General features: G+C 64.1%; 15 protein-coding genes and 1 pseudogene. 9 read left to right on the top strand and 7 right to left on the bottom strand.

All coding sequences use genetic code 11. The features are described 5' to 3' along the window. Window positions 1–26: 26 nt before the first annotated feature. Genes VF617_RS10105 through VF617_RS10095 form a run of 3 tightly spaced genes read right to left on the bottom strand, consistent with a single transcriptional unit; the run spans window position 27 to window position 3,684 of the window. Window positions 27–1,700: a long-chain fatty acid--CoA ligase gene (locus tag VF617_RS10105; protein WP_331014753.1), complete on the bottom strand. Its 1,674-nt coding sequence runs from the start codon at window positions 1,698–1,700 to the stop codon at window positions 27–29. Window positions 1,701–1,731: 31 nt separating this feature from the next. Further along, the gene (locus tag VF617_RS10100) at window positions 1,732–1,971 is read right to left on the bottom strand and encodes a hypothetical protein (protein WP_331014752.1); all 240 of its coding nucleotides are present in this window, start codon (window positions 1,969–1,971) and stop codon (window positions 1,732–1,734) included. A gap of 30 nt (window positions 1,972–2,001) precedes the next feature. Continuing rightward, complete coding sequence (locus VF617_RS10095) at window positions 2,002–3,684, bottom strand: diguanylate cyclase (RefSeq protein ID WP_331014751.1); 1,683 nt, start codon at window positions 3,682–3,684, stop codon at window positions 2,002–2,004. A 123-nt stretch (window positions 3,685–3,807) separates the two neighbouring features. On the opposite strand from VF617_RS10095, the gene VF617_RS10090 reads away from it, so the two are divergent. Then, the gene (locus VF617_RS10090; RefSeq protein ID WP_331014750.1) at window positions 3,808–4,182 is read left to right on the top strand and encodes a surface-adhesin E family protein; all 375 of its coding nucleotides are present in this window, start codon (window positions 3,808–3,810) and stop codon (window positions 4,180–4,182) included. Window positions 4,183–4,221: 39 nt separating this feature from the next. Here the strand turns inward: VF617_RS10090 and clpA are convergent, their stop codons facing one another. Both clpA and VF617_RS10080 read right to left on the bottom strand, forming a co-directional pair. Then, window positions 4,222–6,546 (bottom strand): ATP-dependent Clp protease ATP-binding subunit ClpA, encoded by a 2,325-nt coding sequence (gene clpA / locus VF617_RS10085; RefSeq protein ID WP_331014749.1) that lies wholly within the window; start codon window positions 6,544–6,546, stop codon window positions 4,222–4,224. 135 nt (window positions 6,547–6,681) lie between these two features. Then, on the bottom strand, window positions 6,682–6,879 hold the full coding sequence (locus tag VF617_RS10080; RefSeq protein ID WP_331014849.1) for a DUF1192 domain-containing protein: 198 nt from the start codon (window positions 6,877–6,879) through the stop codon (window positions 6,682–6,684). 77 nt (window positions 6,880–6,956) lie between these two features. Here VF617_RS10080 and VF617_RS10075 point away from each other — a divergent pair, with 77 nt between their 5' ends. From VF617_RS10075 to VF617_RS10040, 8 genes and pseudogenes are all read left to right on the top strand, one after another. Beyond that, entirely contained in the window at window positions 6,957–7,964 is a 1,008-nt protein-coding gene (locus tag VF617_RS10075; protein ID WP_331014748.1) for an NAD(P)H-quinone oxidoreductase, read from the top strand. Between the two features lie 49 nt (window positions 7,965–8,013). Further along, a complete protein-coding gene (locus VF617_RS10070; RefSeq protein WP_331014747.1) occupies window positions 8,014–8,592 on the top strand; it encodes a hypothetical protein in 579 nt (192 codons plus the stop codon). After that, the gene (locus tag VF617_RS10065; protein WP_331014746.1) at window positions 8,592–9,209 is read left to right on the top strand and encodes a glutathione S-transferase family protein; all 618 of its coding nucleotides are present in this window, start codon (window positions 8,592–8,594) and stop codon (window positions 9,207–9,209) included. The genes VF617_RS10070 and VF617_RS10065 overlap by 1 nt, the downstream gene beginning before the upstream one ends. Before the next feature lie 44 nt (window positions 9,210–9,253). Further along, window positions 9,254–9,423: pseudogene (locus tag VF617_RS10060) on the top strand (UDP-2,3-diacylglucosamine diphosphatase); the annotation flags it as partial. 5 nt (window positions 9,424–9,428) lie between these two features. Next, on the top strand, window positions 9,429–10,448 hold the full coding sequence (locus VF617_RS10055; RefSeq protein WP_331014745.1) for a glycosyltransferase family 1 protein: 1,020 nt from the start codon (window positions 9,429–9,431) through the stop codon (window positions 10,446–10,448). A 128-nt stretch (window positions 10,449–10,576) separates the two neighbouring features. After that, window positions 10,577–11,257: a DUF1013 domain-containing protein gene (locus VF617_RS10050; RefSeq protein WP_331014744.1), complete on the top strand. Its 681-nt coding sequence runs from the start codon at window positions 10,577–10,579 to the stop codon at window positions 11,255–11,257. A 78-nt stretch (window positions 11,258–11,335) separates the two neighbouring features. Next, window positions 11,336–12,190, top strand: coding sequence for a dienelactone hydrolase family protein (locus VF617_RS10045; protein WP_331014743.1), 855 nt, complete (start codon window positions 11,336–11,338; stop codon window positions 12,188–12,190). Between the two features lie 65 nt (window positions 12,191–12,255). Beyond that, window positions 12,256–12,876: a glutathione S-transferase family protein gene (locus VF617_RS10040; protein ID WP_331014742.1), complete on the top strand. Its 621-nt coding sequence runs from the start codon at window positions 12,256–12,258 to the stop codon at window positions 12,874–12,876. Here the strand turns inward: VF617_RS10040 and VF617_RS10035 are convergent. Then, a complete protein-coding gene (locus VF617_RS10035) occupies window positions 12,873–13,397 on the bottom strand; it encodes a thioredoxin family protein (protein WP_331014741.1) in 525 nt (174 codons plus the stop codon). The genes VF617_RS10040 and VF617_RS10035 overlap by 4 nt on opposite strands. Next, the gene (locus VF617_RS10030) at window positions 13,394–14,866 is read right to left on the bottom strand and encodes a DEAD/DEAH box helicase (protein ID WP_331014848.1); all 1,473 of its coding nucleotides are present in this window, start codon (window positions 14,864–14,866) and stop codon (window positions 13,394–13,396) included. The genes VF617_RS10035 and VF617_RS10030 overlap by 4 nt, the downstream gene beginning before the upstream one ends. Window positions 14,867–14,907 lie beyond the last annotated feature (41 nt).

Below are 14,907 nucleotides of genomic sequence, written 5' to 3'. Positions count from 1 at the left end.
GCTGTTTCGCGACAGCGGCGGAGCGGTTAGGCTTGGAGCTCAGCCAGCAGGTCCTTGCGGCTGAGCTTGCCGATCATCGTCTTGGGCAGGCTTTCGCGCACCACCACTTCCTTTACCCGCTCGTGCTTGCCCAATTGCGGGTTGAGCCAGCCAAACAGTTCTTCGCCGCTCACGGCCATGCCCTCGTCCAGTGTCACATAGGCGTGCGGAAGTTCGCCATGATAGGGATCCGGGAGACCGATTACGAGCGCCTCCTTGATCGACGGGTGCTTGTACAGCACGGCCTCGATCTGGCTCGGGAAGACCTTGAAGCCGCCCACCGCGATCATGTCCTTCAGCCTATCGACGATGCGGATATAGCCATCCTCGTCGATCGTCCCGACATCGCCTGTGCGGAGCCAGTGATCGTCCACGAACGTATCTGGGTCGGCCTCGGGCCGGTTCCAGTAACCGCGCATGATCTGGGGACCCGCGACAACCACCTCGCCCGGCTCCCCTTCCGGCGGCGGGCGGGTGGCATCCTCCTTGTCAACCAGCCGAACGTGCGTTCCCGCCAGCGGCTGGCCGATCGTGCCGGTTTTGCTGAGGCCGTCATAGGGATTGCACGAAACCACGCCTGAGCTTTCCGAGAGGCCATAGCCTTCGATCACGCGCGCGCCCGTGATCGTTTCCCAATCGGTCTTGAGCGCGAGGGGCAGCGGCGCGCCGCCCGAGATGCAGACCTCCAGCGACTTGAAGTCCTCGGCCTTCATACCCGGCGTATCGAGCAGCGCCTGATACATGGTCGGCACCCCGGGCATCGAGCGCGGGCGGGTGCGGCGCAGCGCGGCCAGCGCCTGCTTGGCGTTGAACCGCGGCAGCATCACGATCTCGCCGCCGGTCAGCACCGTGCGATTGAGCACGCAGGTGTTCGCGAAGACATGGAAGAAGGGCAGCACACCCAGGATCGTATCCGCCTTGCCATCCGTATGCGGATCGAGCCGCGCGACCTGGCGGGCGTTAGCGGAAAGGTTCTGATGCGTGAGCATCGCTCCCTTGGGAACCCCGGTGGTGCCCCCGGTATATTGGATCAGCGCCAAATCGGCCGCGGCATCGATGGCCGGCGCGTCGAAAGCGCCATCATTCCGGATGAGCCGGGAGAATGCGATGACGCGCGGGTCGCGTGGCCGCGCCGTAACTTCGCCCCTGCGGAACAGGCGGTAGAAAAGCGACTTGGCGGCTGGCAGCGCGCCGGCGACCGATCCGACGACCAGCCGTTCCAGCCCGCTTCGCTCGAGCACTGCCAGCGCCGTTGGCAGCAAGGCGCTCGCGGAAATCGTGAACAACAGCCGCGTGCCTGAATCCTGGACCTGCGCCGCCAGCTCCTCGACAGAATAAAGCGGCGAGAAATTGACTACCGTCGCGCCCAGCTTGAGCACGCCGTAATACGCCGCGACATAATGCGGAACGTTGGGCAGGAAGAGGCCGATCCGGTCCCCCTTGCCATATCCCAGCGCGCTCAGCCCGCTCGCTACCCGGTTCGCGCCGTCCAGCGTTTTGCCATAGCTGTATTTGCGGCCCATGAAATCGAGCAAGGGTGTGTCGGGATGCGCCCGCGCGCTCGCTTCGAACAATTCGACCATCGAGAGCGGCGGGAATTCCTCGTCCCAGCGGCCGGGGTGCTGGAACGCAGTGCGCCAGATATGCTCGGGATCGGTCATTTACATCAATGTAAGCAAGCTCCGGAGCCGGTCAATAGACCAGCCGCTTGCTCCACGTCACCAGCACCGAAATCGCCATTATGCCCAAGTCGACGGTCGCCTCCACCTTGTGCGGAGCGATATCGCCCCCGCGGTGCATCTGGATGGCAATGTCGGCGCGCCGATCGGGGGCGAGCGAAATCAGCAGCAAGGCCGCCGCTCCAAGAGCCAGGATGATCCGATTGCGCTTGACCATGGCTGCGTTGATACGCCACGCGACGAGGCGCCGCAATCTGCACCCCAACGAAAAATTCGGGCGGGCTCAGGCCGCTTCGCGCACCGTCCGGCGCACGCGGTCGCGGCCCGCCGATTTCGCTTCGAACAGGGCGGCGTCCGCGCCCCGGTAGATCGCCTTCCATTCGATATCGCTGGTCAGCGGCCCGCGACAGGAGCCGATGCTGGCGGTGACCTGGAGATCGAACGGCATCCGCGTGGCGCGCAGCTTGGCGAGCAACGCCTCGGGCTCCACAGCTTCGCCGGCTGCGGAAAGGATCGCGAATTCCTCGCCGCCCATTCGCGCCACCAGCGTTCCCGCAGGCGCGTGCGTGCGCAGCAGACGCGCGAACAGCCTCAGTACTTCGTCGCCGCCGTCATGGCCGAGCGTTTCGTTGACTTGCTTGAAATGGTCGAGATCGGCGATGAGCAATTGCTGCTCGCCCGGCCGCCCGATCGCCTGGGCAAGAAATGCGCGACGGTTGAGCAAGCCGGTCAGCGGATCCGTATCGGCAAGCCGCCGCGCCATCACTTCGCTTGCGATCGCGTAATCGCGTTCGTCGCGCAGCAGCTTGATCCGGTAGGCGATGGCCAGGCTGGAGGCGAGGGCTTCCACTACCATCGACAGGACCGTCGAATTGTCGAGCCAGAAATTCCAAGGTATGAAGTGAAGCCCGGCAAGCGCGCGCAGGACGGCGGTGAGGATTGGGGCGCCCCAGCCGATCGCGAACAGCCATAAATAGTTGCTCCGCCGCCGCCATGCCGACCACAAAGTGGGTCCGACCACAGTGGCGAGCCCAAGAAACGCGCCGGTGAAGACCATATCCGCCAGCCGGACGGAGAAGGGCGCAGACAGAAGGAACAGCAGCCCGGCGCCAGCCATCGCGCAAGCCACTCCCAAGGTATATTTGCCCAACCAGCCCGCGAAGACGCGCTCCTCGAAAAAGCTCCTTGCAAATACCAGTGCGGTGGCTCCGGTGATGCCAAGCATCAGATAGTTGATCCGCAGCCGATCGTTGTTAGCGATCTCCGGAAACACCCATGCGAGAACGCCGGACGAGGAGAAAGTGTAAAGCAGCAGGGCCGCGACCATCGCGCAATAATAGAGCTGGAAGCGGTGGCGAAGGGCGCCCCACAAAGCGAGATTGTATATGATCAGCGCGATGCACAACCCGGCAAAGCCCGCGTAGATCGCCGCCATCGTGAGGTTGGCGCGCTGGCTCTGCGTCGCGGTCGAAAGCCGGGTTCCGATTACGATTCCTCGAACGTTGGCCGATCCCTGGACATGCCACATCGCCCGGACCACGCCCGAATCGGATGCGGGCAGGGTGTGCTCGACTAGGGCGCCCAACTGAACCAGCGGCGTCACCCCGCGCCGGTCGGTGACCGAATTGTCGATCCGGCCATCGGCATGCAAAGTGTAGAGCGAGAGGCCATCCTGCCACAGGCTGGCGAGGCGGATACGGAATGGCTTGCGTGCTCGCTGATGAATATCCTTGGTGATCACCCAGAAATTGCCCGGACCGAATCTGTGCTGGGCGGTAGTGCAGTCGAAGCGCTCGGGATGCGCGATCAGCTCGACCGGATTCATTCCTCCAGTATCGCGCAGCACGCACACTTCCAGCGGGACGCCGGCAAGCGCGCTCTGCGCGTGCGCAGTGGGGACGAAGCTCGCCACGCCGATGCACAGGAGCAAGGCCGCCGCGAGGCGGTAGAGAAGGGCCCGGAACATCCCCGTCTTGTTACATCCATCATGACAAATAACCGGTTAAGGCGCATGGCTTTTAGCTGTGGCCTAGCGCTGCTACCCATATCACAGGGCAGCACGGCCACCCCTCCTGAAACCCGACTTGGCGTGAGCTATATCGCCCCGGGCGAGGTGGCCTTCGTCGATTTGAACACGATCAGGCGCTTGGGAAACAGCGTCGATGGCTGGGGCCTCAATGTCTACAAGACTCCGAAGGATATCGGCACTGGGCGGCCGGTGAGCGAGCATTGGACGCAGTTCCGGATCGATTGCGCGAAAGCCACTATATTGATCCTGTGGCTGTCGATCCGTGAGAACGGCGTCGCCTCTATGAAGGGGCCATATAATCGGACCATCCAAGCCACTGCCGACAATGGCTGGGGCAAGGTCTGGTCGCACGCCTGCCGAAGCTCCTACGTTTTCAACAAGCCCTATTCGAGCGAAACCGCGGCGATCGCAGCCGCGCGCACCTACTTTCGCTGAAGCGGGGAACCGCAGCACTGCTCCGGTTCCCCGTAGCCATCAGTTGGCCTTTGCCGCCACTGTCTTCTTGCCGCCCTTTTTGGGCTTGGGCGCGGCGGGCGTGATCTCGAAGACTAGCGCATTGTCCTTGAGCTTCACATTGACTTCGCCACCATGGATCAGCTTGCCGAACAGCAATTCCTCGGCGAGCGGCTGCTTGATCTTCTCCTGGATCAGGCGGCCCATCGGGCGGGCGCCATACAGCTTGTCGTAGCCGCGCTCGGTGAGCCATGCCTTGGCCGGCTCGTCGAGCTGGATATGCACGCCGCGGTCCGCCAGCTGAAGCTCGAGCTGGAGGATGAACTTGTCCACCACGCGGGCGACCACTTCGCTCGGCAGGTAATCGAACGGTACGATCGCATCGAGGCGGTTGCGGAATTCAGGGGTGAAGAGCTTCTTCACCGCTTCTTCCTGAACGTCTTCGCGGCCGCCCATGTCGCCGAACCCGACACTCTCGCGCGCCATGTCCGAAGCACCTGCATTAGTGGTCATGATCAGGATGACGTTGCGGAAATCGACGGACTTGCCGTGCTGGTCGGTCAGGCGTCCGTTATCCATCACCTGGAGCAGGATGTTGAACAGGTCCGGATGCGCCTTCTCGATTTCGTCGAGCAGGAGCACGCAATGCGGCTGCTGATCGACCGCGTCGGTCAAAAGCCCGCCCTGGTCGAACCCGACATAGCCCGGTGGCGCGCCGATCAGGCGGCTGACCGAGTGACGCTCCATATATTCGGACATGTCGAAGCGCTGGAGCGGGATGCCAAGCAATTCGGCAAGCTGCTTGGCGACTTCAGTCTTGCCAACGCCCGTGGGTCCCGAGAACAGGTAATTGCCGATGGGCTTCTCGGGATCACGCAAGCCCGCGCGGCTCAGCTTGATCGCCGAGGACAGCACTTCGATCGCCTTGTCCTGCCCGAACACGACGCGCTTCAGATCCTGTTCGATATTGGCGAGCACGCGGGTGTCATCGCTCGATACGGTCTTTGGAGGAATGCGCGCCATCGTGGCGATGACCTGCTCGATTTCCTTGGAAGTGATGGTCTTTTTGCGCTTGTTCAGCGGCACAAGCATCTGCATCGCGCCGACCTCATCAATCACGTCGATCGCCTTGTCCGGCAGCTTGCGGTCATTGATGTAGCGCGCCGAAAGCTCGACCGCCGATTTGATCGCGTCGGGCGTGTATTTGACCTTGTGGTGCTCTTCGAACGCTGTGCGCAGGCCAGCGAGGATCTTCACCGTGTCTTCGATCGAAGGCTCGTTGACGTCGATCTTCTGGAAGCGCCGCAGCAGCGCGCGGTCCTTCTCGAAGTGGTTGCGGAATTCCTTGTAGGTAGTAGATCCGATGCAGCGGATCGATCCGCCCGAAAGCGCGGGTTTGAGCAGGTTCGACGCGTCCATCGCGCCCCCGCTGGTCGCGCCGGCGCCGATGACGGTGTGGATCTCGTCGATGAACAGCACCGCGTGAGGCAGTTTTTCCAGCTCGTTGACGACCTGCTTCAGCCGCTCCTCGAAATCGCCGCGATAGCGGGTGCCAGCGAGCAACGCGCCCATGTCGAGCGAATAGATCACCGCTTCCTTGAGCACGTCGGGCACCTGGCCCTCAATGATCTTGCGCGCCAGCCCCTCGGCGATGGCGGTCTTGCCGACGCCGGGATCGCCTACATAGAGCGGGTTGTTCTTGCTGCGGCGGCAGAGGATCTGGATAGTGCGATCCACTTCGGGCCCGCGCCCGATCAGCGGATCGACCTTGCCGGCCTTGGCCTTCTCGTTGAGATCGACGGTGAATTGCTTGAGCGCGCTTTCGCCCTTGCCCGATTTACCTTCGGTCTTGGTCGCGGCCTTTTCTTCCTCGGCGCCCTTGGGAGTGCTCGCCTCGCCAGGACCCGATCCCTTCCCAACGCCGTGGCTGATGAAGCTGACGGCGTCGAGGCGGCTCATGTCTTGTTGCTGGAGGAAATATACTGCGTAGCTCTCCCGTTCGGAGAACAAGGCGACGAGAACGTTCGCACCCGTGACTTCGTCACGCCCAGACGACTGCACGTGGAGGATGGCGCGCTGGACCACGCGCTGAAAGCCGCTGGTGGGCGAGGGATCGGTCGCGGCCTCGACTTTCAGCGCTTCAAGCTCGGTATCCAGATAATGCGCGACGGTGCTGCGCAGATCGTCGAGCTCGACACCGCACGAGGTCATCACCTTGCTGGCATGCTCGTCATCGACCAGCGCGAGCAGAAGATGCTCGAGCGTCGCATATTCGTGGCGGCGCGAGCTGGCGGCTTCGAGCGCCTTGTGCAGCGTGGATTCGAGCGCGGAGGCGAAACTAGGCATCAGAATACTCCAGCGGGCCGGAAGGATACGCGGTCCGATTTCCCCTTATGTCGGGAGTGGTCGGCCTCGCATCAAGCGCTGTGGCCCGACACCTTGGACTGGCGGATGGTCGCCCGAACCTCGGTGCCGTAACGCTCATCGCTTGAATAGGGCGTCGGCGCTTGCGCGATGGTTAACGGCGCGTTGCATTTTAACTTTGCTTCGATCGATTTCAGCTTCGAGCAGCGCGATACGCTCCGCAAGCTCCTCCACCGAAAGCGGATCGAGGTCCTCACGGCCCAGTTGCGTCGCAAGATCGTGCTTGCGGCGCGGAAGATTTTCGTCTGCTTCCATCGCCTGCACAACGTTGACCGACACCCAGTCGATGTCAATAAACGCCTCAATCCTGCATGCCGGAAAGCGACGAGCCGATGACCGTCCCCGAAACGATGCGCGCAATCGATCCCAAAGCTCCGGGCGGGCCCGAAGTGCTGGTGCTTGTCGAGCGTCCCGTGCCGCGGCCCGGCGAAGGCGAAGTGCTGGTCAGGGTCGCCGCCGCGGGCATCAACCGGCCCGAAGTGATGCAGCGCAAGGGAATGTATCCGCCGCCGCCCGGGGCGCCCTCGATTTTTGGTCTGGAGCTTTCGGGCACGATCGTCGCGCTGGGCCAAGGCGTGCCGCGCGAGATGCTGGGCCAGCCGGTCTGCGCATTGGTGAGCGGCGGCGCGCAGGCGGAATATGCGGTCGCTCCGCTCGGCACCTGCCTGCCGGTGCCCGAGGCGCTCACCATGATCGAAGCCGCCGCGATGCCCGAGACCCTGTTCACGGTGTGGACCAACGTGTTCGAGCGAGCCTATGCCAGCGAAGGAGAGACGATCCTGATCCATGGCGGCACCTCTGGCATCGGCACCATGGCGATCACGCTCTGCAAGCTGTTCGGCGTCGAGACGATCGTCACTGCCGGTTCCGACGAGAAGTGCGCCGCCGCGCGCGAGATAGGAGCGGGGCATGCGATCAACTATAAGACCGAGGATTTCGTGACGCGGGTGAAGGAGATCACCGGCGGGAAGGGCGTGAACATCGTGCTCGACATGGTCGGCGGCGATTATGTGCCGCGCAACCTCCAATGCCTCGCGGACGAGGGGCGGCACGTCTCGATCGCGGCCCAGGGCGGAATGATCGCGACGATCCCGATCCTCGAGATCATGCGCAAGCGCCTGACGCTGACCGGCTCGACGCTGCGGCCGCGCCCGGTGGAGTTCAAGACGCTGGTGGCGGACGAACTTCACCGGACGGTCTGGCCGCTTGTGGCCGCGGGCCAGCTCAAGCCGGTGATCGACCGGGTTTTTTCGCTGGCGGAGGCAGCCGAGGCGCACCGACGCATGGAAGCGGGTGAGCATGTGGGGAAGATCGTGCTGCTTATGGAGACACAGTTGTAGCTCGCGCCCGACGCGCTAAGATCGCAGCTTCGCCAAGGGGGGGGTGGGAATGCTGCGCAATATCGTTGCGGGAGTGCTTATCGTGGCGCTTCCGGTGATCTTGTTGATGTCGGACCGTCATTGGTTCCTGAGCGATCAGCATCGCGCGGTCGCCCATATCGCGGATATTCCGCCGAACGCGCAGGGACAGCTGCTCACCAACCTTGATAAGATCGTCGCTTACGGCGGCGTCCATGTGGTCCGCGAGCCTACCAAGGCGGAAATGCTCTACCAAGCGCTCGTCATGGCGGGCCGCGCTCCGCCGCCCAGGATCAGCAACGCCAATGCGCCGCTGCGCTATGGCCGTTCAATCCGCGAGTGGAGTTTCCTTGGCATGCCCTTCGGTTGGTATGAGGAGTTTGGCTATGTGGTCTACACGCGCAACCGCTGGGAACTGGTGATGGCGCCGCTGGTGCCCGAAGCCGATGCGGAGCTGCACAGGGAAGTGGGCCGCGACCTGAAGCAAGGCTTCTTCTTCCCCTTTTGGAAGCACCTTTGGGGCTGGCTCTATGTCGCCTTGCTCGCTTTCTGGGGCTGGCTGTACCACCGGGGGATCGTCCAGTGGCGCGAAGCCGAGGGGATAATCTGATGACTTCGTTGCTGCTTCACGAATATGCCGCGTCGGGAAATTGCTACAAGATCCGCCTCACCGCCGCGCATGCCGGCGTCGCGCTCGAACGGCGCGAGTATGACATCATGGCGGGCGCGACGCGCACGGCGGAGTTCCTGAGCCAGGTCAATCCGAACGGCCGCATTCCGGTGCTCCAGGCCGGCCCGGACTTCCTGCCCGAAAGCAATGCCGCCTGCTTCTATGTCGCAGACGGCACGCACTTGATTCCGTCGGACCGTTTCGAGCGCGCCGACATGCTGCGCTGGATGTTCTGGGAGCAATATAATCACGAGCCTAACATCGCCATGGTCCGCTTCTGGAAGGGCTGGGTGGGGTTCGAGAACCTGGACGACCTCCAGCGCGCCAATCTGCCCGCCAAGCAGGCTGGCGGCGAGGCCGCGCTGGCGCTGATGGACGAGCATCTGGAACGACGCGACTGGTTCGTTATCGACCGGCTGACTCTCGCCGATGTCGCGCTCTATGCCTATACGCACGTCGCCGAAGAGGGCGGGTTCAGCCTCCAGCCTTATCCGAATGTCCGCGCCTGGCTAGCGCGGGTGGCGGCGCTTCCCCGCCACATCTCGATTACGGACTAGTTAATGCCGCATATGAGGCCGCGATGGCGCTGAACCGCTGGGCCGCCGAAATGAGGATGATCGACGGCGTGGAATACTATAACGAAGACGAGTGGGTGGAGGGATGCACCTGGTCGAGCATCTCGACGGTCGAATGGAGATTCTGCACTGGGCGGACGAGATGGCAGCGCGGGATCGGGAGAAGGCCCGGGAGATGGAGCGGCGGGCGGCCTGACCGCCGTGCGTATCGCCATCGTCACCGATGCCTGGGATCCGCAAGTGAACGGTGTCGTCCGCACAATCCAGGCCGTCCGCGAAGTGCTCCAAGGCCATGGGCACCACGTGAAGGTGATTTCGCCTGATCTGTTTCGTTCGCTGCCATGCCCGACCTATCCTGAAATTCGGCTGGCGCTCGCGCGGGTCGCCACAGTGGGCCAGATGCTGGAGGACTTCGAGCCGGAGGCGATCCATCTCGCGACCGAAGGCCCGCTGTGCATCGCGGCGCGGCGCTGGTGCCTGCGCATGGGATTGCCCTTCACTACCGCATATCACACGCAATTTCCCGATTACGTATCGGCGCGCACGCGGCTCCCCGCCGAATGGTTCTGGCGCTACATTCGCTGGTTTCATGCCCCGGCCCAGGCAATCCTCGCGTCCACGCCCTCCATCCGCCAGTCGCTGGCCGATCATGGGCTGACTCGGCTAAAGCCCTGGGGGCGCGGCGTCGATCTCGCGAATTTCCGCGAGGGTCTGGCTCCGCATCCCGCGATGGCTCGGCTGGCCAGGCCGATCCAGCTCTATGTCGGCCGCGTCGCGGTGGAGAAAAATCTCGAACCATTCCTCAAGTCCAGCCATCCGGGCACCAAGGTCGTGGTAGGGGATGGCCCGGCGCGCGCGGTGCTGGAGGCCCGTTATCCGGAGACGCCTTTCCTGGGGGCGATGTTCGGCGCCGAGCTTGCTTCGGCCTATGCGGCGGCGGACGTGTTCGTCTTCCCGAGCCGCACCGATACCTTCGGGCTGGTGATGATCGAGGCTCTGGCCTGCGGTGTGCCCGTCGCCGCCTTTCCCGTGACCGGGCCCATCGACATCGTGACGCCTGAGACAGGCGCGCTTTCCGAGAATCTGACTGAAGCGATCGGCGAAGCACTGACTCGCGACCGTGCGGCATGCGCCGCTTATGGCCGGACCTTCACCTGGGAAGCGAGCGCTGCGCAATTCTTCGCCGGACTGTGCCCCCTGATCCCGCGCAAGGCGGCCTAGAGTCTGTTTCACCGCTTCCACGCCAGTGGAACACACTCTAGCCGCTTGCCCTTGGCGGCTCCGCGCAGTAAGTGACCGCCATACCGGCCGCCCGTGATGGGCGGCCCTTTCTATTTCTGGAGACTATCGTGGCCCAGCCGCTGATGCCGCATGCGACCGCTTCCTGGCTGGTCGACAATACTTCGCTCTCCTTCGAGCAGATCGCAGAATTCTGCGGCCTCCACATCCTGGAGATTCAGGCGATCGCCGACGACACCGCCACTGCCAAGCTAACTGGCCGCGATCCCGTTCGCGCGCACGAACTGACGATGGAAGAGATCGAAAAGGGCCAGGCCAATCCCGATTATTCCCTCAATATGCTCAAGGGCCCCGAGCAGATCCGCCGCACCAAGGGGCCGCGTTACACGCCGGTCTCGAAGCGTCAGGACAAGCCGGACGGCATTGCCTGGATTCTCCGTCACCACCCGGAGATTTCGGACGGTGCGATCGGCAAGCTGATCGGCACCACGCGCACGACGATCACCGCCATTCGCGATCGCAGCCACTGGAACATCGCGAACATCACGCCCAAGGATCCGGTCACGCTGGGTCTCACCACGCAGCGCGAGCTCGATGCGCTGGTCGCCAAGGCCGCCAAGGCCGCGGGCATCGAAGCGCCGGTCGATAATCGCCTCGAGGGCGACCGCGAGGCGCTGATCGAGCAGCTTCGCGCCGAGCGCACCGCAGCCGCGCACGCCGCCGAAGCCGCCGAGAATGGCGAAGTCGCGGCGCCGGCCGAACACACGGCGGAGAGCTTGTTCAAGCAGTGAGACGCGCAGCGGGGTGACCGCGGCGCTGGAGTCAATTAGGCTTCCGATATCGCCGGGGGGCGATTCGGGAGCCTTTTGATGTGTGACGATCTGACAGACGCCGACAATCGCGGCATCCAGAATGGGATGTCTCGCCGCGATTTCGCTGCCGGAGCGACCATTGCGGGCCTAGCATTGATGCTTCCGGTTCCCGCCAATGCCCTGGCGGTAAAGGGGCGCGACGTTTCCATCACTACCCCCGATGGGGTCTGCGACGCCTATTTCGTCGCGCCGGCGAAGGGGAAGCACGCCGCCGTGCTCGTCTGGCCCGATATCTATGGCCTGCGCCCCGCCTTCCGCCAGATGGCCGAGCGGCTCGCCATGTCCGGCTATGCCGTGCTCACGGTAAATCCCTTTTACCGCACGATAAAGGCGCCGGACCTGCAGGCAGCTGGCGATCGCGACGTTGTCCGTGGCCAGGCGGGCGAGGCGCGCAAGCTGCTCACGCCGAAGGCCGCGGCGCGTGATGCGGTGGCGTTCGTCGCCTTCATCGACAAACAGCCCGAAGTGAACAAGAAGCGCGGCATCGGCACGACCGGCTATTGCATGGGCGGGCCGCTGGTGATGCAAACTGCCGCCGCCGTCCCGTCGCGCGTCCGCGCCGGGGCCAGCTTCCACGGCGGCGGGCTTGCCACCGATCCGATGCTGGCGCTGATTCCGTCCATGAAGGCGAGCTTCCTGATCGCCATCGCTGAAAACGACGATGCCCGTGCGCCGACCGACAAGGACAAATTGCGAGTGGCCTTCGACGCGGCCAAGCGCCCGGCCGAGATCGAAGTCTATGCCGGCGCGATGCACGGCTGGTGCCCGCCCGACAGCCAGGTCTACAACCAGGTCCAGGCCGATCGCGCGTGGGAGCGATTGCTGGCTTTGTTCAAGAAGTTGCTCGCCTGACGCTTGCGCGACGCGACGGTGTTCGCTATTTGTTCCGATGCCGCAATGAGTCGAGGGAGAGTGACATGGCCGCCGATTTGACCTTCTACACCAATCCGCAGTCGCGTGGCCGCATCGCGCGGTGGATGCTGGAAGAGACTGGCGCGGCCTATGACACGGTCGTCCTCGATTATGCCTCAACGATGAAGGCCGAGCCTTATTTGTCGATCAACCCGATGGGGAAGGTCCCGGCGATCGTCCACAATGGCAAGGTGGTGACAGAGGGGGCGGCGATCTGCGCCTATCTGGCGGATGCGTTTCCCGAAGCGGGGCTTGCGCCAACGGATGCCGAACGCGCGGACTATTATCGCTGGCTGTTCTTCGCGGCGGGCCCGATCGAGCATGCGGTTACGAACAATTTCGCTAAGTTCGTGCCGACGCCCGAGCAGGGGCGGATGTTCGGCTACGGGAATTACGAGCAGGCCGTGGATGTGCTCGAACAGGCGGTGAAGGCGCACGATTATATCGCGGGCGACCGCTTTACCGCAGCCGACGTCTATGTCGGCTCCGCGATCGGCTGGGGCACCCAGTTCGGGACGCTTCCGCGGCGCGATGCGTTCAAGGCGTATTGGGATCGGTTGACCGCGCGCGAGGCGTATAACCGCGCGAACGATATCGATAACGCGCTGGCGCCGGCTCCCGCCTAGCGGGCGGGCCGCGCCCATCTGGCCAGCCAGTCGGCCATGGTCTGGGGCTGCATGAGCCCGGCCTCGCCGAGGGCGAATACCTCGCGAGGGTTGAGCAGCTTGCCCGACTTGGCATCGACCACAAATACCGCTGGGACCGCGGCCAGTTCCTTGATGCCATAGCGCGCCGCTATGTCGAGATTGCGATCGAAGCGGCCGACATCGACCTGGACCAGTTCGAAGTTTCGCGCCACCCAGCCGCGCATCTCGGGCAGTTCGAGGACGCCGACGAAAATGCGGCAATCGACGCACCAATTCGCGCCGAAATCGATCAGCAGTGGCCTCCGGCTGGCCCGGGCGCGCTTCACGGCGGCGGCGATATCGGCGCGCGCATCGGCGGCGGCATCATAAGGGGCGGGCAGCGGTTTCGGGAGCCGGTCGATCGTACGCGCGGCCAGGCGCGGCGCGGCACTCTGCGCGGCGGCGATGCTCGGCAGCGCAAGCGCCGCGAGAGCGACCAGCCAGCCGAAGCGGCGCATCATTCGCCCAGCGTGAAATTCAGGAAATCGGGGACGGGGCCGTTCCAGCCATCGTCGGGGCCGTCATCGGCGGGCTGGCGGCGGCGCGGCTCTTCGCGGCGCGCGTCGCCGCGGGGCGGACGGGCATCGCGCTCGGGCCTCGCTTCACGCGCCGGGCGCTCTTCGCGGGCGGGGCGCTCCTCACGGGGAGCACGCGCCTCGCGCGGTTGGCGTGGCTCGCGGGCAGGGCGAGCTTCCGCCTCGGGCGCTTCGACTAAGGGAGCCCCCTCAGCCGGTGACTTGGCGACAGGCTTGCCACGCCCGCCTCCCCGCCTCGGGGTCTCCTCGCGGGGTGCTTCGCCATCTGCCTCGGCCTTGGCAGGCGTGCCGACACGCTCGATCTTCATGCCGGTCAGCTTCTCGATTTCCGAGATGTTCTCTGCGTCGTCAGGGGTCACCAACGTATAGGCGATCCCCGTCGCGCCCGCGCGGCCGGTGCGGCCGATGCGGTGGACATAGTCATCCGGATGCCAGGGTGCATCGAAGTTGAAGACGTGGCTGACGCCCTTGATGTCCAGCCCGCGCGCTGCGACGTCGGAGGCGACCAGGATGTTGACGTCGCCCTTCTTGAAGCGCTCGAGCTCGGCGATGCGTTGCGACTGTTCCATGTCGCCATGGATTTCGGTCGAGCGGAAGCCGCTCTTCTGCAGACTCTTGTTCAGATCGCGGACCATCGTCTTGCGGTTGCAGAAGATGATCGCGGTGTGGACCGCCTCGGTGCGCAGCAGATCGCGCAGCACACCGCGCTTGTCCGAAGCGGCGACGGGCACCACCCATTGCTTGATGTTGATATTGGCGGTGGCCGGCCGCGCGACTTCGACGCGCTTGGGATCGGTCAGGAACTTGTCCGCCAGCTTCTTGATCACCGGCGGCATCGTCGCGGAGAACAAGAGCGTCTGGCGCTGCTTGGGCAGCTTGGTGCAGATTTCCTCGATATCGGGGATGAACCCCATGTCGAGCATCCGATCGGCCTCATCGATCACAAGCAGGCTGCACCCGGTGAGCAGGATCTTGCCGCGCTGGAACAGGTCCATCAGCCGGCCCGGCGTGGCGATCAGCACATCGACGCCCGATTGCAGCGCCTTGACCTGGTCGCCCATCTGCACGCCGCCGATCAGCAGCGCCATCGAGAGCTTGTGATTGACGCCGTATTTGTCGAAATTCTCCGCGACCTGCGCGGCGAGTTCGCGCGTCGGCTCCAGGATCAGCGAGCGCGGCATCAGCGCGCGGGTGCGGCCCTCGCCCAGAATGTCGATCATCGGCAGCACGAAGGCCGCGGTCTTGCCGGTCCCCGTCTGGGCGATACCGATCAGATCCTTGCCCATCAGCACGGAAGGGATCGCCTGGCGCTGGATCGGAGTCGGCTCGGTATAGCCGGAGTCATTGACTGCGCGCAGAAGTTCGTCGGAAAGGCCGAGATCGGCAAAGCTCATGAATTTGTCCGGAAAATGGGCATAGGAGGCGCTTGCCGCCA

This window comes from Sphingomonas sp. (genome assembly GCF_036388215.1).
Lineage (GTDB): Bacteria > Pseudomonadota > Alphaproteobacteria > Sphingomonadales > Sphingomonadaceae > Sphingomonas.
Note: the sequence above shows the minus strand (reverse complement) of the source record. Positions and strands in the feature narration are given on the sequence as shown.

What these genes read in the sequence shown, in the direction of transcription:
- VF617_RS10105 (WP_331014753.1), bottom strand. Translation starts at nt 1,700, where the DNA reads ATGACCGATCCCGAGCATATCTGGCGCACTGCGTTCCAGCACCCCGGC.
- VF617_RS10095 (WP_331014751.1), bottom strand. Translation starts at nt 3,684, where the DNA reads ATGTTCCGGGCCCTTCTCTACCGCCTCGCGGCGGCCTTGCTCCTGTGC.
- clpA (WP_331014749.1), bottom strand. Translation starts at nt 6,546, where the DNA reads ATGCCTAGTTTCGCCTCCGCGCTCGAATCCACGCTGCACAAGGCGCTC.
- VF617_RS10080 (WP_331014849.1), bottom strand. Translation starts at nt 6,879, where the DNA reads ATGGAAGCAGACGAAAATCTTCCGCGCCGCAAGCACGATCTTGCGACG.
- VF617_RS10075 (WP_331014748.1), top strand. Translation starts at nt 6,957, where the DNA reads ATGACCGTCCCCGAAACGATGCGCGCAATCGATCCCAAAGCTCCGGGC.
- VF617_RS10070 (WP_331014747.1), top strand. Translation starts at nt 8,014, where the DNA reads ATGCTGCGCAATATCGTTGCGGGAGTGCTTATCGTGGCGCTTCCGGTG.
- VF617_RS10065 (WP_331014746.1), top strand. Translation starts at nt 8,592, where the DNA reads ATGACTTCGTTGCTGCTTCACGAATATGCCGCGTCGGGAAATTGCTAC.
- VF617_RS10045 (WP_331014743.1), top strand. Translation starts at nt 11,336, where the DNA reads ATGTGTGACGATCTGACAGACGCCGACAATCGCGGCATCCAGAATGGG.
- VF617_RS10040 (WP_331014742.1), top strand. Translation starts at nt 12,256, where the DNA reads ATGGCCGCCGATTTGACCTTCTACACCAATCCGCAGTCGCGTGGCCGC.
- VF617_RS10035 (WP_331014741.1), bottom strand. Translation starts at nt 13,397, where the DNA reads ATGATGCGCCGCTTCGGCTGGCTGGTCGCTCTCGCGGCGCTTGCGCTG.
- VF617_RS10030 (WP_331014848.1), bottom strand. Translation starts at nt 14,866, where the DNA reads ATGAGCTTTGCCGATCTCGGCCTTTCCGACGAACTTCTGCGCGCAGTC.